Origin of the sequence: Billgrantia aerodenitrificans (assembly GCF_021404405.1) — a bacterium.
Lineage (GTDB): Bacteria > Pseudomonadota > Gammaproteobacteria > Pseudomonadales > Halomonadaceae > Halomonas > Halomonas aerodenitrificans.
Genome location: NZ_JABFTV010000006.1, coordinates 189,675 through 212,516, shown reverse-complemented (window position 1 = coordinate 212,516; position 22,842 = coordinate 189,675). Strand labels below are relative to the sequence as shown.

The following is a 22,842-nucleotide window of genomic DNA, read 5'->3' as shown; positions in this document are numbered from 1 at the left end:
CCGTGTCCATTCCCGTTGTCGACCCCGAACGCTACGACCAGCAGCTGGCGACCAAGCGTGAGCGCATCAGCCGGCAGTTCGAGCGCTTTTCGCCGCCCCCGCTGGAGGTCTTCGCCTCGCCGCCGAGCCACTATCGGCAGCGCTGCGAATTCCGCCTGTGGCACGAAGGCGACGACCTCTTCTTCGCCATGTTCGATGTCGACCCGGACGATCCCAAGCACAAGCGGGTGATCCGGCTGGACGACTATCCCGTCGCCAGCGGGCGTATCAACGAGCTGATGCCGCGCCTGCGCGAGGCGCTGCTGGCAAGCGACGTGCTGCGCCGCCGGCTGTTCCAGGTCGAGTTCCTGACTACGCTTTCCGGCGAGGCGCTGGTGACCCTGATCTACCATCGCCCGCTGGACGAGGCCTGGGAGAGCGAGGCACGGCGGTTGCAGCAGGCGCTGGACATCCTGATCATCGGTCGCTCGCGCAAGCAGCGCCTGGTGCTCGAGCGCGATCATGTCTGGGAGCGGCTCGAGGTGGAAGGGCGCACCTTCCACTACCAGCAGGTGGAGAACAGCTTCACTCAGCCCAATGCCGAGGTCAGTCGGGCCATGCTGACCTGGGCCCGGGACGTGACCCGGGGCAGTCAATCGAGCGACCTGGTGGAGCTCTACTGCGGCAACGGCAACTTCACCGTGGCCCTGGCCGAGAACTTCCGCCGCGTGCTGGCCACCGAGATTTCGCGTACCTCCGTCGCCAGCGCACAGCAGAACCTGGCGGCCAACGGCATCGACAATGCCGCGGTGGGACGCATGTCGGCGGAGGAGTTCGCCGCTGCGCTGAAGGGCGAGAAAGGCGGCCGACGCGTGACTGAAATGGCGCTGGAGGCATATGACTTCTCCACCGTGCTGGTGGATCCGCCGCGCGCCGGCCTCGACGAGGCAAGCTGCCGCCAACTGAGCGAATATTCGCGAGTCGTCTATATTTCATGCAACCCGGATACGTTGGAGCAGAACCTGGAGTCGCTGAGCCGCACGCATCGAATTGCCCGTTTTGCACTGTTCGATCAGTTCCCCTGGACCCATCACTGTGAATGCGGTGTGCTGCTGGAAAGACACGTCGCTTGATTTTCGATTCTGAAGCAATCGGTGGTTGTCAAGTGGCAAAACGTTCGGTCTCGATGCACAAGCGACATGCACCATGAGAAGGCTGGCAAGTCGGTAGGGTGTGGCGCAGGGCTGGAGTAAGCTTCCCGACACGTGGCCCCGGGCCACGCCGATTCTTTCCCAGGGCCGATACGCGGCCCCAGGCAGCCGAGGTGAGGGATGCAATACGAGACGATCGAAGTGGGCCGGCAGGAGATTCTCAAGCAGCTGCGCGAGCGCCTGGACAGCCGACTCGAGAAGGCGCGGGCCGAAGAGGTGGAAGCGTTCGCCCGCCATTTTTACGCCACCGTGCCGCTCGAGGACCTGGCCGACCGCCGCCTGGACGACCTCTACGGTGCCACGCTGTCGGTATGGCACTACATTCAGCACTTCGATCACGCCTCGCCCAAGGTGCGCGTCTTCAATCCCGATTTCGAGGAGCACGGCTGGCAGTCTTCCCATACCTTCGTTGCCGTGCTGCACGAGGACATGCCCTTTCTGGTCGACTCGGTGCGTATCGAGCTCAACCGGCGGGCGCTCACCGTGCACGCGATCCACAATGCCGTACTGGCGGTGGAGCGCAGTGCGGGCCACGACCTGGTGCGGGTCGGTTCGCCGCGGGCTGCCGACGCCCCCGAGCAGCGCGAATCGCTGATCGCCATCGAGATCGACCGCCACTCCAACCCCGAGGTGTTGGCCGACATCGAGGAGTCGCTGCGCGAGGTGCTGCGCGACGTGCGCATTGCCGTGGGCGACTACGATGCGATGAACGAGCGCGCCCTGGAAGCGGTTGCCGAGCTCAAGGCCGGGCGTCCCGAGCAGATCGAGCCGGGCGACCACGAAGAGGCAATCGCTTTTCTCGAGTGGCTGGTGCGCGACAACTTCACCTTTCTGGGCTACGACGCCTTTACCATCGAGTCGGACGCCGACGGCGACCGACTGATCAAGGAGCAGGGTAGCGAACTCGGCGTGTTCCGTCTGGATCTGCCGCGCTACCAGGAGCGTATCCGCACCGAGCTGGGGATCGAGGGCAACCGTTTCGTGCTCGTGCCGCAGCTGCTCTCCTTTGCCAAGAGTTCGCACCACGCCCGGGTGCACCGCCCCACCTATCCCGATTACGTCTCCATCGATCGCTACGACGAACAGGGCCGTGTGATCGGCGAGCATCGCTTCCTCGGCCTGTTCACCGCCAGCGTCTACAACGAGTCGCCGCGCAACATTCCGCTGCTGCGGCGCAAGCTCAAGGCAGTGATGGAGATTGCCGGATTCAACCCCAAGGGGCACAACGGCAAGCAGCTGCTGCAGATCCTCGAGGTCTACCCTCGCGACGACCTGTTCCAGATCGACACCCAGGAGCTGGCCCACACCGCGCTGGGCATTCTCGACATTCGCGAGCGGCGCCGCGTCCGCCTGTTCATTCGCACCGACCGCTCCGGGCGCTTCCACTCCTGCCTGGTGTTCGTGCCGCGCGACGTCTTCTCCACCGACCTGCGCGTGCGTATCCAGAACCTGCTGTGCGAAGAGCTCGATGCCACCTTCGGTGACTTCAACACCTATCTCTCGGAATCGATTCTGGCGCGTATCCAGTTCATCCTGCGCTTCCGTGGCGATGTGCCCCGAGAGGTCAACCTCAAGCGGCTCGAGGCCAAGGTGGCACAGCTGGCGCGCAGCTGGCGCGACGAGCTGCACGAGGCGCTGGTCGAAGGCTTCGGCGAGGAGCAGGCCAACCGGTTGATGGATCGCTTCCGTGACGCTTTCCCGGCCAGCTATCGCGACGACTTCGGCTCGCGCACGGCGGTGTTCGACCTGCAGCACCTGGCCGACCTCGATGCCGGCGAGCCGCTGGCGCTGACGCTCTATCGGCTGGTGGAGGAGGAGGGCAGCGGCGTCAATCTCAAGCTGTTCCAGCGCGATCGCACCATTCCGCTCTCCGACGTGCTGCCGGTGATGGAGAACCTGGGGCTGCGCGTGATCGGCGAGCGCCCCTACGAGATCGTCACTCCCGACGTGCGTTACTGGCTGCACGACTTCGACCTGGAGCACCATACCTCCACCGAGGTCAGCCTGCAGAAGATGCGCGAGCCCTTCATCGAGGCATTCAAGCGCATCTGGGTCGGCGAGGCCGAGAACGACGGCTTCAACCGCCTGGTGATCGCCGCCAACCTGGACTGGCGGGAAGTGGCCATGCTGCGGGCCTATGCCCGTTATCTGAAGCAGATTCGCTTCGGCATGTCGCAGGACTACATTGCCTCTGCGTTGACCAACTACCCCGAGATCACCCGCGAGCTGGTCGCGCTGTTCAAGCTGCGCTTCGACCCCGCGGATCGTCCCGGCGAAGAGGAGGTGGAAGCCTGCGTCGAGCGACTCAACCGCCACCTCGACGGCGTGGCCAGCCTCAATGACGACCAGTTGCTGCGCCGCTTCATGGAGATGATCCAGGCCACCCTGCGCACCAATTACTACCAGCGCAGTGCCGACGGCGGCTTCAAGGACTACATCGCCTACAAGCTGGATCCCAAGCACATCACCGGCATGCCCAAGCCGCGCCCGGCCTTCGAGATCTTCGTCTGCTCACCGCGGGTCGAGGGTGTCCACCTGCGCGGCGGCAAGGTGGCCCGCGGCGGGCTGCGCTGGTCGGATCGCCATGAGGACTTCCGCACCGAGGTGCTGGGGCTGGTCAAGGCCCAGCAGGTCAAGAACGCCGTCATCGTGCCGGTGGGTGCCAAGGGCGGCTTCGTCTGCAAGCGCCTGCCCGAAGGGGGCGACCGCGACGCCATCCAGCAGGAGGGCATCGCCTGCTACAAGACCTTCATCCGGGCGCTGCTCGACGTGACCGACAACCTGGTCGGCGGCGAGGTGGTGCCGCCCAGGGACGTGGTGCGTCACGACGATGACGACGCCTATCTGGTGGTGGCGGCCGACAAGGGCACGGCGACCTTCTCCGACATCGCCAACGAGATTTCCGTCGAGTACGGCCACTGGCTGGGCGATGCCTTCGCCTCTGGCGGGGCCAACGGCTACGACCACAAGAAGATGGGCATCACCGCCCGCGGTGCCTGGGAATCGGTGAAGCGCCACTTCCGCAATCTGGGCCTGAACACCCAGGAAGAGGAGTTCACCGTGGTCGGCATCGGCGACATGGGCGGCGACGTGTTCGGCAACGGCATGCTGCTCTCCGACAAGATCCGTCTGGTGGGGGCCTTCAACCATCTGCACATCTTCGTCGACCCGAATCCCGATGCGGCGGCCACCTTCGCCGAGCGCAAGCGCCTGTTCGAGTTGCCGCGCTCCAGCTGGGAGGACTTCGACGCCTCGCTGATCTCCGAGGGCGGTGGCGTGTTCAAGCGCAGCGCCAAGTCGATCGCCATGACGCCGCAGATGAAAGAGGTCTTCGGCATCGCCGAGGATCGTCTCTCGCCCAACGATTTCATCCGCGCCATGCTCAAGTCCCAGATCGATCTGCTGTGGAACGGCGGGATCGGCACCTACGTCAAGGGCAGCGCCGAGACCGACGCCATGGTCGGCGACAAGGCCAACGATGCGCTGCGCATCAACGGCAGCGATCTCAACTGCCGGGTGGTGGGCGAGGGCGGCAACCTGGGCCTGACCCAGCGTGGCCGCATGGAGGCCGCCGCCAAGGGCGTACTGGTCAATACCGACTTCATCGACAACGCCGGCGGGGTCAACTGCTCCGACCATGAGGTCAACATCAAGATCCTCATCGATGAGGTGGTCAAGCGCGGCGACATGACCGACAAGCAGCGTAACCAGCTGCTCGCCGACATGACCGAGGAGGTGGCCGATCTGGTCATCCTCGACAACTACCGCCAGACCCAGGCGCTGGATATCTCGGCCATCTTCTCGCGTCAGGGCATCGACCCCTACCGGCGCTTCATCAGCGGGCTGGAGGCCGCTGGCCAGCTCGACCGGGAGCTGGAATTCCTGCCCTCCGACGAGGAGCTGCTGGAGCGAGCCAACGACGACCAGGGGATGACTCATCCGGAGCTCTCGGTGCTGATCTCCTACTCCAAGAGCGTGCTCAAGGGCGAGGTGTTGGCCTCCGACGTGCCCGACGACCCCTATATCCAGCAGTACGTGGAACGTATCTTCCCACGGGTACTGGTCGAGCGCTTCCCCGACGAGATGTACGACCATCGCCTCAAGCGCGAGATCGTCTCCACTCAGGTGGCCAACGATCTGGTCGATCACATGGGTATCGTCTTCGTGCGGCTGCTGATCGACTCCACCGGCGCCAGCCCGGCCGATATCGCCCGTGCCTATGTCATTGCCCGCGACAGCTTCCAGCTCTCCAGCCTGTGGGAGCGTATCGAGGCGCTGGACAACCAGGTGCCGAGCCAGGTGCAGTACACCATGATGACGGATCTCATCCGCTTGATCCGCCGCACCACCCGCTGGTTCCTGCGTCAGCGTCTGGGGCTCTCCACTCGCGATGCCATCGAGTACTTCGCTCCGCGTGTGGCCCAGCTGCAGGAGAGCATCGGCGAGCTGCTGCGCGGCGAGGAGCGCGAACGCTGGGAGCACAAGCGCGGTGAGCTGCTCGAGGCCGGGGTGCCCGAAGAGCTGGCGGCCACGGTGGCGGCCTCGGGAAGCCTCTACGGCGCGCTCGGCATCATCCAGGCGGCCCGCCAGGCCGACGAGAAGCCACAGCGCGTTGCCGAGGTCTTCTTCGAGATCGGTAACCGTCTCGAGCTGCCCTGGATGATCCAGCAGGTGAGCAATCTCAACGTGCGTGACAGCTGGCAGGCCCAGGCCCGCGAGACCTTCCGCGACGACATCGACCGCCAGCAGTTGGCGCTGACGGTGAGCGTGCTCAAGACCGATGACGGGCGCGAGCCCGACGAGCGCGTCGACAACTGGCTGGCTACGCATGCCTCGCTGCATGAGCGTTGGTGCCGGCTGATCGCCGAGGTGCGTGGCGGCGGCAGCCAGTCGAGCTTCCCGCTGTTTGCCGTGGCCGTACGCGAACTGGTCGATCTGGCCGAGAGCAACGGCGAAACCTGAGCGAGACGACAACAACTCCGTGGTACTGCGAACCCCGCCCATGGCGGGGTTCGTCGTCTTGGCCTGGCAGCGCTGTTATAATCCGCCCGCCTTTCCAACCGGGCCTATCGCCAGTCGCCCATCGCCAACCGCCCATTGCCAACCGCCAGGAGATCTCATGTACGCGCTTGCCCGCTCGATTCTGTTTCGCCTCGACGCAGAAACCGCCCACGGCCATGCGCTGCGTGCCCTGGATCTGGCCCACTGCCTGAAGCTGTCGGGTGTGCTGGGCGGCAAGCGAATCGACGACCCGGTGGAGCTGATGGGGCTGCGCTTTCCCAATCGGGTGGGCCTGGCGGCGGGGCTGGACAAGAATGCCGACCACCTCGATGCGCTGGGTGCGCTCGGCTTCGGCTTCGTCGAGGTCGGCACCGTCACGCCCAAGCCTCAGGACGGCAATCCCAAGCCGCGCCTGTTTCGTCTGCCCGAGGGTGGCGCGATCATCAATCGCATGGGTTTCAACAATGCCGGAGTGGACCACCTGGTGGCGCGGGTCAAGGCATCGCGCTACGACGGCATGATCGGCATCAACATCGGCAAGAACCTCACCACTCCGGTGGAGCGCGCGGTGGATGACTACCTGATCTGCCTGGAGAAGGTGCACGCCCATGCGCATTACGTGACGGTCAACATCTCCTCGCCCAATACGCCGGGGCTACGCAACCTGCAGTTCGGCGAGCACCTCGACACGTTGCTGGGCACCCTGCGCGAGGCGGGCGACCGACTGGACCGGCAAGCGGGGCGGAAGGTGCCGCTGGCGGTCAAGATCGCACCGGACATGAGCGCCGAGGAGGTGGGGCTGGTGGCGGCAAGCATCGCCCGTAGCGGTATCGATGCGGTGATTGCCACCAACACCACGGTGTCGCGTGAGGCGGTGGCCGGGCTGCCCCATGCCGACGAGCAGGGCGGTCTTTCCGGGCAGCCGGTGTTCGAGCCCTCCAACCAGGTGATTCGTGAGCTGCGTCGTCACCTTCCCGTACTGCCCATCATCGGTGTGGGTGGGATCGACAGCGGAGACGCGGCGGTGGCCAAGGTCGAGGCGGGAGCCGATCTGGTGCAGCTCTATTCGGGTTTCATCTACCGCGGGCCGACGCTGATCGCCGAGTGCGCCGAGGCGCTGAAAGCGGCCGCTGTTCGCTCCGGCAAAGTGGGGGAGTAGCGGTACTGTCGACACAAGAAAGCCCGTGCAAGGCACGGGCTTAGCTCATGCTTCACCGTTCGGCGACGGTGAAGGGATATCGGGTTGGTCGAGAAAGAGGCTGCTTATAGCACCATGGGGTTCTTGTGAATGCCGGAGACACCGGTCATGCCGGCCCATTGGTCTCCTCGGCCTTCACGCCAACCGCTCATCCAGTATTCACGTATGTTGACATCCTGACTGGGACAGTCGTCGCGGGAGCGCCCGGAAATGCCAGCCTTGTAGCCATGAAGGTAGGCGCGTTGGTAGCGATCACGTTTCTGTCTTTTCATCGGATGACCTCTTGTAAAGGTACCAAATTGGGACGCACGACATGCGCGCCCCGACGTTCCACCGTTCGCCTAGCCGTTAATCAGTCCCTTAACGACGGCAGAGCGAGGTCATGCGGGACCAGAGGCCCGCTGGGTGTACGCATGCGTCTTTACAGTAGCTACCATGACTACTCTTAGCCCATCATGGGGGGCATTGTCGACCTATGTTTCGTCATAAGACAGAGACAAAATTGTAACGAAAGGAATATGCCCGGCCGAAGGGGGCGGGAACGACGCATGAGTGATTCATTGCAAAGGGAAACAGCGGCCCTGCTGGCCACCTGCCCCAAGGGCTTGGAAGAACTGCTGGCCGACGAGCTGCGTGCGCTGGGTGCGGAAGTCGACAGGAGTACGGTGGCCGGCGTGCATTTTCGCGCCGATCTGGCCACGGCCTATCGCGCCTGCCTGTGGTCGCGGCTGGCCAATCGTATCGTGCTGTGCCTGCTGCGCGAAGAGGGCATCGAGCACCCCGAGGCGCTGCATCGGGCCGTGGCCGGAGTGGACTGGTCGGCTCATCTGCGTCCTGGCGCCACCCTGGCGGTGGATTTCCATGGCCGCAGCGAGCAGATTCGTCATACCCGCTTCGGTGCCCAGACGGTCAAGGACGGCGTGGTCGATGCGCTGCAGGCACAGGGGCGGCCGCGCCCCGACGTCGACCTGCAGCGTCCCGATCTGCGGCTTTATGCCCATCTGCACCGGGGGCGTCTCACCCTGGGCGTGGATCTCTCCGGCGAGAGCCTGCATCGTCGCGGTTACCGTCGCGACGTGGGGCATGCCCCGCTCAAGGAGAACTTGGCGGCGGCGCTGCTCATCCGTGCCGGCTGGCCGCAGCGCCTGCGCGACGGTCAGGCGCTGGTCGACCCGCTGTGCGGTGCCGGCACGCTGCTGATCGAGGCGGCGCTGATGGCTGCCGACATGGCACCCAATCTGAACCGGGTGCGCTTCGGTTTTCACGGCTGGGCGCAGCACGACGAAGCGCTTTGGGCCGAGCTCAGGCGCGAGGCCGAGGCCCGTGCCAGCATCGGCCGCAAGCGCTGCCGCAGCCGGCTCTGCGGCTTCGACCAGAGCCCACCGGCGCTAGCGGCAGCAAAGGCCAACGCCATGCGAGCCGGCATTCCGGCACTGATCGACTTCCAGGGCGCCTCGCTTGGCCAACTGCAGCGGCCTTCCGAGTTGGGCGATGAGGTGCGAGGCCTGGTCATCACCAACCCGCCATACGGCGAGCGGCTGGGCGAGCTGCCCGAGCTGGTGACGCTCTATCGTGAGCTGGGTGAGGGCATACGGCAGGCATTTCCCGGCTGGCGCCTGGCGGTGTTCACCGCCAATCCCGATCTCGGCCATCGAATTGGCCTGCGCGCCGACAAGCAGTATTCGCTGAAGAACGGCCCGCTCGAGGCCAAGCTGCTGTTGATGGACGTTCCCGACGCGGCGGACGTCGCCCAGGACGCTGGGGCGGGTAGCGCTTCCGGCGCGGCGACGCCCCGACGCAGCGAGGGGGCGCAAATGTTCGCCAACCGCCTGGAGAAGAACCGCAAGCGGTTGAAGAAGTGGCTCAAGCAGTCGGGTGAGAGCTGCTACCGGCTCTACGATGCCGACATGCCGGAGTACGCCCTGGCGGTGGATGTCTACGATGGGCGGGTGCACGTTCAGGAGTACGCAGCGCCGCGCTCGGTGAATGCCGCCCAGGCGCAGAAGCGCCTGTTCGACGCTCTGCAGGTGATTCCCGAGGTGCTGGGCGTCGACCCGGGGCAAGTGGTGATCAAGCGTCGCGAGAAGCAGAGCGGCAAGGACCAGTACCGCAAGCAGGCCAGCACCGGTGAGCGTTTCCAGGTGCACGAAGGGCGTGCCAGGCTATGGGTCAACCTGCGTGACTATCTCGACACCGGGCTGTTCCTCGACCATCGCCCGGTACGTCGCATGCTGGGCGAGATGGCGGCGGGCAAGCGCTTCCTCAACCTGTTCTGCTACACCGCCGCGGCCACGGTGCAGGCTGCGTTGGGTACGCAAGAGGCGGGCGGTGCCACCGACAGTGTCAGCGTCGATCTCTCCAACACCTATCTGGAGTGGGCGCGGGACAACTTCGCCCTCAACGGCCTCGATCCGGCGCGCCATCGTGTGGTGCGCGACGACTGCCTGCGCTGGTTGGAAACCGCCAGGGCCGAGTTCGACCTGATCTTCCTCGATCCGCCGACGTTCTCCAATTCCAAGAAGATGGAGGGCACGCTCGACGTGCAGCGCGACCACGTGCGTCTGGTCTCGCTGGCCATGGCGCGGCTGGCCGCGGGCGGAACCCTGGTGTTCTCCAACAACCAGCGCCGTTTCCAGCTCGACCCGGGCCTGGCTGAGCGCTTCACCGTGGCGGAAATCTCGGCGCGCACTTTCGATCCGGACTTCACTCGCCGCCCCGACATTCATCATGTATTTTTAATTCGTCACCGGGAGGGAGCATGACCCACCTGACGCTCTACACCACGCTGGGCTGTCATCTGTGCGAGCGTCTCGAAGCCTTGCTGGACGTGCTGCATGAGGGTGAATACCGGCTGAACAAGGTCGAGATCAGCGAAGACGAGGCATTGATGCAACGCTACGGCGTGCGCATCCCGGTGCTGGTGGACGAAGCGGGCGAGGAGCTCGACCTGGGCTTCGAGCCGCCGCGGCTGGCCAACTGGTTGGCCGAGCGCGGCCGTCTCGATGAAGCCGTCTGGCGGAGGCTGCAGGCCGGTGTAGGCGAGTCAGGGAGCGGCGGGCACGATACTGTCAAAACTACTGGCAAGACTACTGCCCGTTCCAGCGGAAGACGCTATCTGGGCTGACTGACGCTAATAAGCTACGTTGACCCAGCGTATACCAGGCTCCCGTTTCTCTGTGGTGTGACGGTAGCGCATTGGTGACAATCAAAAAGGCATGGGCTCGTTGGCACGGGGGTGGGGATGAATGCACCGCAACGCAGGCGGTGGCAGCGCACTGCTGTGGCCGGCATGCTGCTGGCCCTGGTCAGCTCGGTGTCAGGTGCCGATCACGTCGGTATCGCGCTGACCGAGGAGGAGCGGCATTTCCTTCATGAGAACGAACCCATCGTTTTCGTCAGCCAGACGCGCTATCCCCCCTTCGAATTCATCGATGCCCACCAGCAGCCTCGAGGCATGATGGTGGAGCTGGCCCAGTGGATTGCCACCGAGGCCGGGTTTCACGCCGAGTTCACCGATACCGTCTTTCAGGAAGCGCAGCAGCGTGTATTGAGCGGCGAGGCGCATGTCCTCACCAGCTTTTTCTACAGCGAGGTGAGAGACCGGCAGTTCGACTTCACGCAAACGGTCTTCGAAGTGCCTGCCTCGATCTTCGTCTCTGCCGGACGCCCCGACATCGCGCTGGTCTCGGATCTCGATGGCAAGCGGGTGGCCACCCAGCGCGGCGACTATGCCAAGGAGTATCTGGCCGGGCTGGGGCTCGAGTTCGAACTGGTACAGACCGACGATTTCGCCAGTGCTGCGATGGCCGTGATCGAGGGGCGTGCCGACGCCATGGTCGGCGACGAGCAGATCGTGCTCTATCACCTCTACAGCAGCGGTCTGCACGAACTGATGAAACGGGTGGGTGAGCCGCTGTACGTTGGTCTGAACGCCATGGCCGTAGCGGACGACAACCACCTGCTTCAATCGATCCTGAACAAAGGGATCGAACACGCTCGCGCCAGCGGCACGCTCGATCGCCTCCAGGAGAAGTGGGTGGGGGCCGCGCTGCCCGGGAGAGTCGAGTTCGACTGGCGCGATTACTGGCTCTACGCTGCGGGTCTCGCGCTGTTGCTGGCCTTGATCGTCACGTGGAACGTCCGGTTGCGCCAGTTGGTGGCACGCAAGACGGCGGAGATCGAACTGGCCGCCAGTGTGTTCCGGCATGCCCGGGAGGGGATCGTCATCACCGATGCCCGGGGCGACATCCTCGACATCAACGACGCCTTCTCGCGCATCACGGGCTATCATCGCGACGAGGTGCTGGGCAAGAATCCACGCCTGCTACAGTCGGGGCGGCAGAGCGATGCCTTTTACCGTGAACTCTGGAAAGCGCTGCTCGAGCGCGGCTCCTGGGAAGGGGAGATATGGAACCGGCGCAAGAACGGTGAAGTCTTTCCGGAACTTCTGACCATTTCCAAGGTGGGTGGTAGGCAGGGCCAAGTGTCCCACTATGTGGGAATTTTCACCGACATCAGCCGCCAGAAGCAGCATGAGCAGCAGCTACAGAACCTGGCCTTCTATGACAGCCTGACCGGGCTGCCAAACCGTATCCTGTTGTCCGACCGGCTGCGTCAGGCCATGTTGACGGCGCGGCGCAGCGGCTGCCAGGTCTCCCTGGCCTACATCGACCTGGACGGCTTCAAGGAGATCAACGATCAGTATGGCCACGTTTTCGGCGACCAGGTCCTGGTGACCATTGCCGAGCGGTTGACGTCGACCCTGCGCGAAGCCGACACGGTGGCTCGTTTCGGCGGCGACGAGTTCATTCTCGTGCTGCCCGAGCAAAGCGATACGGCGAATGTGAACGGTCTGATGGTGCGCCTGCTCGACCACATCGCGGAGCCGATCGACATCGAGGGGAATCGCCTTTACGTCTCGGGCAGCATCGGGCTGGTGCATTGCGCCCCCGACGACGATATCGAGCCCGAGCAGCTCATCCGGCAGGCCGATCAGGCCATGTACCAGGCCAAGCAGGCGGGCAAGAATCGCTTTCATGTCTTCGATGCCGAGCACGACAGGGCGGTGCGCGGACATCTCGAGAGTCTCGAGCGTATTCGCGAAGCCCTGACCAGCGAGGAGTTCGTGCTTCATTATCAGCCCAAGGTCAACATGGCGACGGGCGAGGTGCTCGGGGTAGAGGCACTCATCCGCTGGCAGCATCCTCAGCGCGGGCTGTTGGCCCCTGCTTCCTTCCTGCCGGTGATCCAGCAGCATCCGCTGGCCGTCGATCTGGGCGAATGGGTGCTGGCCCACGCTCTGGACCAGTTCGAGACCTGGGCCGCGGCGGGTATCCGGCTGCCGGTCAGCGTCAACATCGACGCCCTGCATCTTCAGCAGCCCAGCTTCGTCGAGCACCTGCGCGCCGAGATCGAGCGTCATCCCAGCGTGACGCCGGGCGACCTGGTACTGGAGGTGCTGGAGACCAGCGCGCTGAGCGATGTCGCTCATGTTGCCAACGTGATGAAGGCGTGCCATGCCCTTGGCGTCGACTTCGCGCTCGATGACTTCGGTACCGGATACTCCTCGCTCAGCTATCTGCGCCATCTGCCTGCCAGTGCAATCAAGGTCGACCGCAGCTTCGTGCGCGACATGCTCGACGACCCGGAGGATCTGACGATTCTCGAAGGCGTGCTGGGGCTTGCCGTCGCATTTCGCCGCGAGATCATTGCCGAGGGGGTGGAAACCCTGCAGCACGGACGTCTGCTGCTGGCGATGGGGTATCAAGTCGGGCAGGGCTACGCCATTGCCCGCCCCATGCCGGCTGAATCGATCCCCACGTGGCTCGAAACCTGGCGTCCCGATCCATCATGGCGGCAGCGACAGCCGGCCCGGCAGGCGGAGCTGCGGGCCATTTACGCCATGGTCGATCATCGCTCCTGCGCAGCTGGTGTTTTGGATTACCTGAAAGGTGAACGTCATGACCTTCCCGAAACGGGCTGCGGCCAATGTCGTCTGCAGCAGTGGCTGTCTGAGCAGGAAGCCGGTCCGGTCGCGACGGCCACCCCCTTGGGGCGAATCGCCAGGTTGCATGCCACCTATGACCGACTGGTGCAGGAGGCGCTGGAGGTCCGGCAGGGGGGGAGGAATCAAGGCTTGGTGCCGCTGACCCGACGGGTGGCCGAGGTCAGCGAGGAACTGCAAGGCTTGTTGCAGCACTGGATAGACGAAAAGAAGCTCGGCAGAGAGGAGCTATAGCACATCCAGCAGCGAGAGCTGCCGCACTGCCGCCTGCCCTTCGGCGCTCTCTGCCTCGACCTCCAGCACCTTGCGTAAGCCGCGTGAGGATTGGATAGTGGCTTCGTCGGCGAGCCACATCCTGGCCTGATCGTGATCGTCGGCGAGCATGTGCTTGAGGCCGCCGAACTGAGTGCCGATCTGGCCCCAGGCGCGGCTGAAGATCCAGTCGCCGAACATGTCCTGGTGGATGTGCACCAGCACGTAATCGTGGTCACTTTCCCAGCGGACGATCACATTCGCTCCCCGTGACGGAATAAAGAAAACATTGGCTCTGCCGATAAGTCGAGTAGCAGATACGGCATTGTATAGCCTCGGTGTCCTCGAGCAAGCGAGGGAAGAGGGTGGCTGGTATGACATGAGAAGAGTTTTTGGACTGACAGCCAGGCTGGCCGCTCTCACGATGGTGCCGACACTGGTCATACTGGCCACCATTCTGCTGGCGTTACACTCCTTCGGTGAGTATCGCGTGACCGTCTCGCAGTTCTCCGAGCGGCATACCCATGCCTTGATGACGGCCAGCCGTTTGATGCAGCAGAGCGAGAGCATGCTGGGCAGCGGCGCGATGCTGCTGCTGGCCGACGATCACTTCAGCCGGCGCCAGGCTCTGTTCGAGATCGCCGACCGGCGTGAATGGATGGAACGGCTGGTGGATGAGCTTGCCGCCATACGCGGCGAGGCAGGCAGCTTCGATGATATCGAGCGAGTGCGCGATCAACTGATGGAGAGCTTCGACGCACTGGACGCTCTGGTTCAGCGGCGTATCGATCTCGTTGGGCAGCTTCAGCAAGCGCCGGACGAGACCAGCGATGCCCAGCTGCGCGAGACCGAAAGGCTGCTGGCCCGGCAGATGCGCACCAATCGTTCTCTCTCCCAGGACCTGAACGTGGCCATCGGCTATCACGTCAGCGGTATTCGCCTCGCCATTCGCGATTCGGCCGAGCAGATGGAGCAGCAACTGCGCCAGCGGGAGGGCGCCTTGAAGGGCTTTGCCCTGATTGCCGTCCTGTTGCTGCTGGCCACGGCGTTTCATATCAACCGCTCGGTGGTGCGCAGGGTGGTCAAGCTGCAGCGGGTCATCAGCCGTGAGCGTCCCGCCCCGAATGAGCTTCGAGTGGACGGTAGCGACGAAATCGCCCAGATGGCGCGCTCCATCCAACGCTATGTCTATCGCATCAACGACAACGAACGGCGGATCATGGCGATGAACCGGGAGCTCGACTTCCTGGCCACGCATGACGCCTTGACCCAACTGCGCAACCGACACTACTTCGAACGCGAGTGCAATGAGCGCCGCAGCGTCCTGGTGGCCGAGCATTATTGCGTGGCAATGATCGATATCGACCACTTCAAGGCGATCAACGACACCCATGGCCACGAGGCAGGCGACCGGGTGATTCGTCGGGTTGCCGACCGGCTGCGGCGGGGGCTGCCCGAGTCGGCTCTGCTGGCCCGCTACGGCGGCGAGGAGTTCGTGGCGCTGCTGCCCGGACTCGACATCGACGCAGTGGCGCCCATGCTGGAGCAGATACGCCAGGAATTCGAAAGTCATGCCATCGAGCTTGGCGAAACGGCGCTGCGTGTCACGGCAAGCTTCGGCCTGGCACAACAGTTGGCGGGCGGCGAGTTCGACGAAGCACTCAAGGCGGCCGACGAAGCGCTCTATCGGGCCAAGCGCAGCGGGCGCAATCGCGTCATGTATCAGTGGCTTTCGAATGACGATTCCGAAGAGGCGGCCTATGGGTGATGCGTTCAGCCGGCGGCTGGCGGTGGTTCTGCTCGCAAGCCTTTCGTTCCTGGCGGTGCCAGGAGACGCTTCCCAGGCCCTCCTGCGGGTCGAGCTGCAATTGGAACCACCGCACCTCGACCCCACGCTGACGGCATCCAGCACCGTGGCCGAGGCGTTGCATCTGAATGTCTTTCAGGGCCTCACTCGCATCGGCCGGCATGGCGAGGTGCAGCCGGCGCTGGCCAGCCGCTGGGAGGTCAGCGAGGATGGCCTCGTCTATCGCTTCGTCTTGCGTAGCGACGTCTTCTTTCATCACGGCAAGGCATTCGACTCTGGAGTGGCGGCGTATAGCCTGCGGCGCCTGCTGGAGGCCGAGAATGCCAATCCACAGCGCCATCTGTTCCGGGCGATTCGCCACGTAGAGGAAGTGGGGACGCATGAATTGCGCATCGAGCTGGAGCAGCCCGATGCGCTATTGCCATTCCGCCTGGCGCTCTCCGCCGCCGTGATCGTCCATCCCGATACGGTACACACCAACCGTACGCATCCGGTGGGCACCGGCCCCTACAGATTCGTCGGCTGGGAGCGCAAGGAGGGCGTTCGGCTGCGTGTCTTCGAAGCGTATTGGGGCGAGCTGCCAGCCATTCGCGAGGCGCTGTTCACCTTCACCCCCAACCGGGTAGAACTGGAGAATCTGCTCTCGGAGGGTGCCATCGATCTCTACCCCGATGCCAGCAGCCTGACCGCTCATATGCCGCTCATGCAGCGAGCCGACTACGAGATCCAGGACGGTCTCAGCGAGGGCGAAGTGCTGCTGGCCATGAATCATGGCCGTGCACTCTTCCAGGACATACGTGTGCGCCGTGCACTTTCCCATGCCGTCAACCGCGAGGCGCTGCTGGCGATCTATCCTTCCATCGACCCGCCCCTGATCGGCAGTCACTTTTCGCCGCGCCATCCGGCCTACGTGGACCTGAGCCAGCGCTACCCTTACGACCCCGAGCGGGCTCGAGACCTGCTCGCCGAGGCTGGCGTCAGCGCTGGAACTTCCATGACGCTGACGGTACCGCCGACCCAGTATGCCGAGCAGAGCAGCCTCTACATCGCCTCGGACCTGGAAGCGGTTGGCTTCGAGGTCGAGCTGCAGCGGGTCTCCTGGGGGGAGTGGCTGCGTCAGGTGTTCACCGAGCGTGACTACGACGTGACCGTGATCGCCCACGTGGAACCGATGGACATCGACATCTACGCTCGCGATGATTACTACTTCAACTATCACAGCGAGACGTTTCGCGAACTCTGGTCACGCATCGAGGCGCAGCAGGACCCGGCCGAGCGTCACCGCCTGCTGGCTGAGGCGCAGCGTCATCTGGCCGAAGAGGCGGTTCACGTCTTTCTGTTTCTCAAGCCGCAGCAGGCCATACGCAAGTCGAATCTGCAGGGTGTATGGAGCGATGCGCCCATTCCTGCCGTGGTGCTGGAAGAGCTTTACTGGGAGTGAACATGCGTATTCTCGTCGATGCCAACGTGCCGGGCACCGAGGCCTGCTTCGGCCAACTGGGCGAACTGGTGAGGCGGCCGGGGCGCGAGATCGATGCGGCGGCCCTGCAGGACATCGACGTGCTGGTGGTTCGCTCCATCACGCGGCTCGACGCGGCGACGCTCGACACCGCCGTGGCTCGGGGCTCCCGGCTGCGTTTCGTCGGTACCTGTACCATCGGCACCGACCATGTCGACCAGGCGGCGCTGGCGCGCCACGGCATCGCTTTCGCCAGCGCACCGGGCTGCAATGCCGAAGCGGTGGTCGACTACGTGCTGGGCAGTCTGCTCACGCTGGCCGAGCGTCAGGGTTGGCGACTCGCCGAGCGCCGGGTAGGCATCGTCGGCGTGGGCAACGTGGGCGGCAGGCTGCTGGCCCGACTGAGCGCCATGGGCATCGCCTGCCTGGCCTGCGACCCGCCCCGGGCTGAACGTGAGGGCAGTGAGGGCTTCGCGGCTCTCGATACCCTCATCGACGAGTGCGACGTGCTCTGCCTGCACACGCCGCTGGTTCGCGAAGGGCCACACGCCACTCATCATCTGCTCGATGCGCAGCGCATCGCCGAGCTGGCCCCCGGCACGCTGCTGCTCAATGCCGGGCGGGGCGACTGCGTGGACGGCGCGGCGCTGCGTCAGCGGCTGTCCGGCCCGGGCGACATCACGGCGGTACTCGATGTGTGGGAGGACGAGCCGGCCATCCACCCAGCGCTGCGCGATCTGGCCGCCATTGCCACCCCCCACATCGCCGGTCACAGCCTGGATGGCAAGCTGCGCGGCACGCACCAGATCTATACCGCGCTGTGCCGGCATCTGGGCTTGCCGGCACGGCTTGGGCTGGACGATCTACTGCCCCGGCCCCCCGTCTCGCGTCTGGTCCTTGAAGGTGGGCTCGATGCCGAGGAGACGCTGCGGCTCTGCCTGCGTGCGGTTTACGACGTGCGTCGCGACCATGACAGCCTGTTGCGGGAGAGTCGCCAGCTGGGCATGGCAGCCGGCTTCGACGCCTGCCGCGCCAACTATCCGCTGCGCCGGGAGCTCTCGACGCTCAACCTCGAGCTGGGCGAAGCGGCCTCGGCTCACGCAGCCTGGCTGCAGGGTGCGGGACTGCGTCTGGCGTGAGGTTCCATTTTGCAACAGGCCTGAACGCAGAAGAGCCCGTCGTAGCGACGGGCTCTTCTGGTTCTACTGCTGCGTACCGGTCTTTGGGACCGAGTTATGTATCGGGCTCATGTACCGGTTTCTCGTGCAGGGCTCAGCGGTAAGCGGCTTCCTTGAGCGCACGAATACGATCGTCCAGCGGCGGGTGACTGGCGAACAGACGCTCCATCAGCGAGCGGGTCTGGCCCTTGGTGATGGCCATGGCGCGCAGGGTGTCGGGCATCTGATCGGGCAGCTCGGTCTCCGCCTTGAGCCGGGCCAGGGCATTGATCATGGCGCCGGAACCGGCCAGCTGGGCGCCCGCCGCGTCGGCACGGTACTCGCGGTAGCGCGAGAACCAGGCAACGATGGCCGAGGCGATCAGGCCGAACACAATCTCGGCGACGATCACCACCGCGAAGTAACCCATGAAGCCCAGGCCGCCTTCACCGCCGCTGCGGGCGCGCAGGAAGTTGTCGACCAGGTGGGCCACGGCGCGGGCGAAGAACATCACGAAGGTGTTCACCACGCCCTGGATCAGCGCCAGGGTGACCATGTCGCCGTTGGCCACGTGGCCGATCTCGTGAGCCAGTACCGCGCGCACCTCTTCCGGGCGCATACGGTTGAGCAGACCGGCGGAAACCGCCACCAGGGCGTCGTTCTTGTTCCAGCCGGTGGCGAAGGCGTTGGACTGCTGCGCAGGGAAGATGCCGACCTCGGGCGTCTTGATGCCGGCCTCACGGGACAGCTCCTCAACGGTATCGAGCAGCCACTTCTCGGTAGCGTTGCTCGGCTGGGTGATCACCACCGTGCCGGTGCCGCGCTTGGCCATCCACTTCGACAGGAACAGCGAGATCAGCGAGCCGGCCATGCCGACGATGAAGCAGAAGATCAGCAGGGCATTGAAGTTGAAGCCCTCGCCGCGCAGGTAACCCTCCACCCCAAGCAGTCGCAGCGTGATGCTGGCGACGAGGATCACCGCCAGGTTGGTGCCCAGGAAGAGCAGTATTCTCATCATCGTTCGGAGTCTCCGGTCATCTCAAGGAAGCGAGGGCCGCACCGGGCGGCCCAGAAAATCTGTTGATTAGATACGGCTGGTTAACGGAGGTTTCAAGTCCGAGCCGAAAAATCGGGTCTAGGCCGACGCTTACTGGCGATAGCGTGACAGGAAGCGGGCGAAGCGATCCAGAGCGTCGCCGAGCTGATCGGCCCAGGGCAGGGTGACGATACGCACGTGGTCCGGCTCGGGCCAGTTGAAGGCGGTGCCCTGTACCAGCAGGATTCTTTCCTGCAGCAGCAGATCGAGCACCAGCTTCTGGTCGTCCTGGATGGGGTAGACCTTGGGATCGAGCCGCGGGAAGGCGTAGAGCGCGCCCTTGGCCTTGGTGCAGCTCACCCCGGGAATGGCGTTGAGTTTCTCGTAGGTGATGTCGCGCTGGGCCAGCAGCCTGCCGCCGGGCAGGATCAGGTCGTTGATCGACTGATAGCCGCCCAGTGCCGTCTGGATGGCGTGCTGGGCCGGCACGTTGGCGCACAGGCGCATCGAGGCGAGCATGTTGAGGCCCTGGATGTAATCCTGCGCGCGTTGCATGGCCACGCTGCCGGAAAGAATCATCCAGCCGGAGCGGAAGCCGGCGCAGCGGTAGCTCTTGGACAGCCCGTTGAGAGTCACCACCAACTGGTCCTCGTCGGCCAGCGCGCCGGTGGAGACGTGCTCGGTATCGTCGTAGAGGATCTTGTCGTAGATCTCGTCGGAGAACACCACGAGATCGTGCTCGCGGGCGATGGCCAGCAGCTCGCGCACCACTTCGGGTGGATAGACCGCGCCGGTGGGGTTGTTGGGGTTGATGATGACGATGGCGCGGGTGTGGCTGGTAACCTTGGCGCGCACGTCGGCGATGTCCGGCGCCCAGTCGGCCTGCTCGTCGCAGCGATAGTGCACCGCATGGCCGCCGGAAAGATGGGCGGCGGCGGTCCACAGCGGGTAGTCGGGGGCGGGAATCAGCACCTCGTCGCCATCGTTGAGCAGCGCCTGCAGCGCCATCACGATCAGCTCGGACACCCCGTTGCCGATGAAGATGTCCTCGATGCCTACGCCGGGAATCTCCTTGCGCTGGCACTCCTGCATGATCGCCTTGCGTGCCGAATACAACCCCTTGGAATCGCAGTAGCCCTGGGCAGTGGGCAGGTTGCGCATTACGTCCTGGAGGATCTCCTCCGGGGCCTCGAAGCCGAACGGCGCGGGATTGCCGATGTTCAGCTTGAGGATGCGGTGGCCTTCGTCTTCCAGCCGCTTGGCGTGCTCGAGCACGGGGCCGCGGATGTCATAGCAGACGTTGTCGAGCTTGTACGATTTCCTGAACGTGGAGGGCGTATCCATGAGGTGTCCGAGATTCCAGTGGTGTCCGGTGGCTCCGGTCAGCCCTGCTGCCGGAACTCAGTGATTATGCGGGGTTGTCGGCGTCGCCGCTATCGCTGATCGCCGCTTGTGGCATTGGCTCTTCGTCGGCTTCCGGCGGCGGGATGTCGGCGGGGGTTTCCAGCGTCAAACGGCCCAGCTTGCCGTCGCGCAGCTCATGCAGCAGGACCTCGGCGCCGCGATGCAGGTCGATCTCGCCGCCGGGGCGCAGCCCGCCACGACGGCTGGCGATCTCGGCCAGTATCGCATGGCCGTCGAAGCCGGCCACGGCGAGCAGGTCGATGCGCTTCGGTCCATCCGCCTCTACTTGTTCAGCCTGAAGGTTGGGCACGTAGGGCGGCAGGGCGGTCAGCTTGTAACGAGCCTTCAACGCCTCGGGATAGCGGCGGGCCAGCTCGGCGGCGGTGACCACCGCCACGTCGACGTAATCGATGGCGGTATCGCGTATGGCACCGCTGGCGGCCAGGCGATAGGCGCTGGCCTGATCTTCGATCTTCGGCCACAGCACGCCGGGGGTGTCGATCAGCGCCACGCGGCCGGCAATGCGCACCTTTTGCTGGCGTTTGGTCACCGCTGGCTCGTTGCCTGTCTTGGCAATGGCCTTGCCGGCCAGGCCGTTGATCAGGGTCGACTTGCCGACGTTGGGAATGCCCATGATCATCACCCGCACATCGCGGTCGGCGCGTACCTGCCCGGCCAGCTCATGGCACAGCTTGGGGATGCGCTTGAGCTCGCGGGCGTTGGTGGTGGTGACCGCCAGCGCGCGGGTGTCGGGCAGCGAATCGAAGTGCTCCACCCACTCCCGGGTACGCTCCGGGTCGGCCAGGTCGGCCCGCGAGAGGATCTTGAGTACCGGCTTGTGGCGGGTCAGGCCGGCCAGCATGGGGTTGGCACTGGAGTAGGGCAGGCGGGCGTCGAGCACCTCGATCGCCACGTCGATTTCCGGCAGCGCCTCCTGGATCTGGCGGCGCGCCTTGTTCATGTGTCCCGGATACCAGCCGAGCATGTGCCACTCCTGCAAACCGTACGAGGCCGCCCATCATAGCAGAAGGGCGGCCTCGGCAGGGTGGAGGAGGACTACTCGCCGGGATGGAAGGAGATGGACACCGAATTGATGCAGTAGCGTAGCCCGGTGGTGTGGGGCGGGCCATCGGGGAACACATGGCCCAGGTGAGCGTCGCAGTGAGCGCACACGACCTCGGTGCGCTGCATGGCGTGGGAGTCGTCGGGGCGTTCCTCGACGGCGGCCTTGCCCAATGGGCGGTCGAAGCTGGGCCAGCCGCAGCCGGCTTCGAACTTGTGCTCATTTTCGAACAGTGGAGCATTGCAGCAGACACAGTGGTAGATGCCGTGCTCGCCGGTCACCTGGTAGTCGCCGCTGAAAGGGCGCTCGGTGCCCTGCTGGCGCGTCACGCGATACTGCTCAGGGGTAAGCTGGGCTTGCCACTCGGCATCGCTCTTCACGATCTTCTTGCGCATGGCCTCTCTCCTGCTGGGCGACGTCGACTTCATCTGACACTGAAAGCTTGGCCGTTTTCCCTCTTTTCGGCCAGCCCGAGGCCGACAGTTGACAGCCTCGGGGGGCTTGAGTAACATTCGCGCCACCTCGTTGAGGCGAAAGCGAGACGACAGCGTCCCATTCGTCTAGTGGTCCAGGACACCGCCCTTTCACGGCGGGAACAGGGGTTCGAACCCCCTATGGGACGCCACTCGTTTTACGCTGGTTTCAACGGGTACCGGAGTGTAGGACCGAAGTGCAAGAGCAGAGTGCGGGAATAGCTCAGTGGTAGAGCATCGCCTTGCCAAGGCGAGGGTCGGGAGTTCGAATCTCCTTTCCCGCTCCAAATTCTGCTTCGGCAGAATGAGTAGGTGCTCCAATGCGTCCCATTCGTCTAGTGGTCCAGGACACCGCCCTTTCACGGCGGGAACAGGGGTTCGAACCCCCTATGGGACGCCACCTTCCGGTTGCGGTAGAAGTAGCTTTATCGATAGCATAGATGTTCGTGCATGCGGGAATAGCTCAGTGGTAGAGCATCGCCTTGCCAAGGCGAGGGTCGGGAGTTCGAATCTCCTTTCCCGCTCCAGCACGGTCTGGCTTTTGCGTCCCATTCGTCTAGTGGCCTAGGACACCGCCCTTTCACGGCGGGAACAGGGGTTCGAACCCCCTATGGGACGCCACTTCGATACTCTGTGATGTCCATGGTCGACACTCTAGAGGCAATAAGCGGGAATAGCTCAGTGGTAGAGCATCGCCTTGCCAAGGCGAGGGTCGGGAGTTCGAATCTCCTTTCCCGCTCCAGTTTTTCTATCCAATGTCCAAGATGCCAAGGCTCGGGCCGGAAGCCGGGGCGCCGG

The 22,842-nt window shown here is 64.4% G+C and carries 15 protein-coding genes and 6 tRNA genes; 15 read left to right on the top strand and 6 right to left on the bottom strand.

Going from position 1 to position 22,842, the window contains the following annotated elements:
- Positions 1–2: 2 nt before the first annotated feature.
- From trmA to HOP59_RS13045, 3 genes are all read left to right on the top strand, one after another.
- A complete protein-coding gene (gene trmA, locus HOP59_RS13055) occupies positions 3–1,112 on the top strand; it encodes a tRNA (uridine(54)-C5)-methyltransferase TrmA (protein WP_234254217.1) in 1,110 nt (369 codons plus the stop codon).
- A 198-nt stretch (positions 1,113–1,310) separates the two neighbouring features.
- Positions 1,311–6,152 (top strand): NAD-glutamate dehydrogenase, encoded by a 4,842-nt coding sequence (locus HOP59_RS13050; protein WP_234254216.1) that lies wholly within the window; start codon positions 1,311–1,313, stop codon positions 6,150–6,152.
- A 157-nt stretch (positions 6,153–6,309) separates the two neighbouring features.
- Positions 6,310–7,350, top strand: a complete 1,041-nt coding sequence (locus HOP59_RS13045; RefSeq protein WP_234254215.1) for a quinone-dependent dihydroorotate dehydrogenase — start codon at positions 6,310–6,312, stop codon at positions 7,348–7,350.
- A 104-nt stretch (positions 7,351–7,454) separates the two neighbouring features.
- Here HOP59_RS13045 and rmf read toward each other — a convergent pair whose 3' ends face one another.
- On the bottom strand, positions 7,455–7,661 hold the full coding sequence (rmf, locus tag HOP59_RS13040) for a ribosome modulation factor (protein ID WP_010627829.1): 207 nt from the start codon (positions 7,659–7,661) through the stop codon (positions 7,455–7,457).
- Between the two features lie 276 nt (positions 7,662–7,937).
- Here rmf and rlmKL point away from each other — a divergent pair, with 276 nt between their 5' ends.
- From rlmKL to HOP59_RS13025, 3 genes are all read left to right on the top strand, one after another.
- Positions 7,938–10,151, top strand: a complete 2,214-nt coding sequence (rlmKL, locus tag HOP59_RS13035) for a bifunctional 23S rRNA (guanine(2069)-N(7))-methyltransferase RlmK/23S rRNA (guanine(2445)-N(2))-methyltransferase RlmL (protein WP_234254214.1) — start codon at positions 7,938–7,940, stop codon at positions 10,149–10,151.
- A complete protein-coding gene (locus tag HOP59_RS13030) occupies positions 10,148–10,513 on the top strand; it encodes a glutaredoxin family protein (protein WP_234254213.1) in 366 nt (121 codons plus the stop codon). Before rlmKL ends, HOP59_RS13030 begins: the two co-directional genes overlap by 4 nt.
- Before the next feature lie 117 nt (positions 10,514–10,630).
- A complete protein-coding gene (locus HOP59_RS13025; RefSeq protein ID WP_234254212.1) occupies positions 10,631–13,627 on the top strand; it encodes an EAL domain-containing protein in 2,997 nt (998 codons plus the stop codon).
- Here the strand turns inward: HOP59_RS13025 and HOP59_RS13020 are convergent.
- Positions 13,622–13,903 (bottom strand): hypothetical protein, encoded by a 282-nt coding sequence (locus HOP59_RS13020; protein WP_010627833.1) that lies wholly within the window; start codon positions 13,901–13,903, stop codon positions 13,622–13,624. The genes HOP59_RS13025 and HOP59_RS13020 overlap by 6 nt on opposite strands.
- Before the next feature lie 121 nt (positions 13,904–14,024).
- On the opposite strand from HOP59_RS13020, the gene HOP59_RS13015 reads away from it, so the two are divergent.
- The 3 genes from HOP59_RS13015 to pdxB are packed head-to-tail and all read left to right on the top strand — an operon-like array spanning position 14,025 to position 18,050.
- Positions 14,025–15,413 (top strand): GGDEF domain-containing protein, encoded by a 1,389-nt coding sequence (locus tag HOP59_RS13015; RefSeq protein ID WP_234254211.1) that lies wholly within the window; start codon positions 14,025–14,027, stop codon positions 15,411–15,413.
- On the top strand, positions 15,406–16,893 hold the full coding sequence (locus HOP59_RS13010) for an ABC transporter substrate-binding protein (protein ID WP_234254210.1): 1,488 nt from the start codon (positions 15,406–15,408) through the stop codon (positions 16,891–16,893). Before HOP59_RS13015 ends, HOP59_RS13010 begins: the two co-directional genes overlap by 8 nt.
- 2 nt (positions 16,894–16,895) lie before the next feature.
- Entirely contained in the window at positions 16,896–18,050 is a 1,155-nt protein-coding gene (pdxB, locus tag HOP59_RS13005) for a 4-phosphoerythronate dehydrogenase PdxB (RefSeq protein WP_234254209.1), read from the top strand.
- Positions 18,051–18,183: 133 nt separating this feature from the next.
- Here the strand turns inward: pdxB and htpX are convergent, their stop codons facing one another.
- From htpX to msrB, 4 genes are all read right to left on the bottom strand, one after another.
- Positions 18,184–19,086 (bottom strand): protease HtpX, encoded by a 903-nt coding sequence (gene htpX / locus HOP59_RS13000; RefSeq protein WP_010627837.1) that lies wholly within the window; start codon positions 19,084–19,086, stop codon positions 18,184–18,186.
- A 129-nt stretch (positions 19,087–19,215) separates the two neighbouring features.
- Positions 19,216–20,448: a pyridoxal phosphate-dependent aminotransferase gene (locus HOP59_RS12995; protein ID WP_234254208.1), complete on the bottom strand. Its 1,233-nt coding sequence runs from the start codon at positions 20,446–20,448 to the stop codon at positions 19,216–19,218.
- 64 nt (positions 20,449–20,512) lie between these two features.
- A complete protein-coding gene (gene ylqF, locus HOP59_RS12990) occupies positions 20,513–21,493 on the bottom strand; it encodes a ribosome biogenesis GTPase YlqF (RefSeq protein ID WP_234254207.1) in 981 nt (326 codons plus the stop codon).
- A gap of 71 nt (positions 21,494–21,564) precedes the next feature.
- Entirely contained in the window at positions 21,565–21,966 is a 402-nt protein-coding gene (gene msrB, locus HOP59_RS12985) for a peptide-methionine (R)-S-oxide reductase MsrB (protein WP_010627840.1), read from the bottom strand.
- Positions 21,967–22,120: 154 nt separating this feature from the next.
- Between msrB and HOP59_RS12980 the strand changes: the two genes are divergently transcribed.
- The 6 genes from HOP59_RS12980 to HOP59_RS12955 all read left to right on the top strand — a co-directional run bounded on the left by HOP59_RS12980 (position 22,121) and on the right by HOP59_RS12955 (position 22,786).
- Positions 22,121–22,196, top strand: a tRNA-Glu gene (locus HOP59_RS12980).
- Between the two features lie 60 nt (positions 22,197–22,256).
- Positions 22,257–22,331 (top strand) — tRNA-Gly (locus HOP59_RS12975).
- A 37-nt stretch (positions 22,332–22,368) separates the two neighbouring features.
- Positions 22,369–22,444, top strand: a tRNA-Glu gene (locus HOP59_RS12970).
- A 52-nt stretch (positions 22,445–22,496) separates the two neighbouring features.
- Positions 22,497–22,571, top strand: a tRNA-Gly gene (locus HOP59_RS12965).
- Between the two features lie 18 nt (positions 22,572–22,589).
- Positions 22,590–22,665: transfer RNA gene (locus HOP59_RS12960), tRNA-Glu, on the top strand.
- Between the two features lie 46 nt (positions 22,666–22,711).
- Positions 22,712–22,786, top strand: a tRNA-Gly gene (locus HOP59_RS12955).
- Positions 22,787–22,842 lie beyond the last annotated feature (56 nt).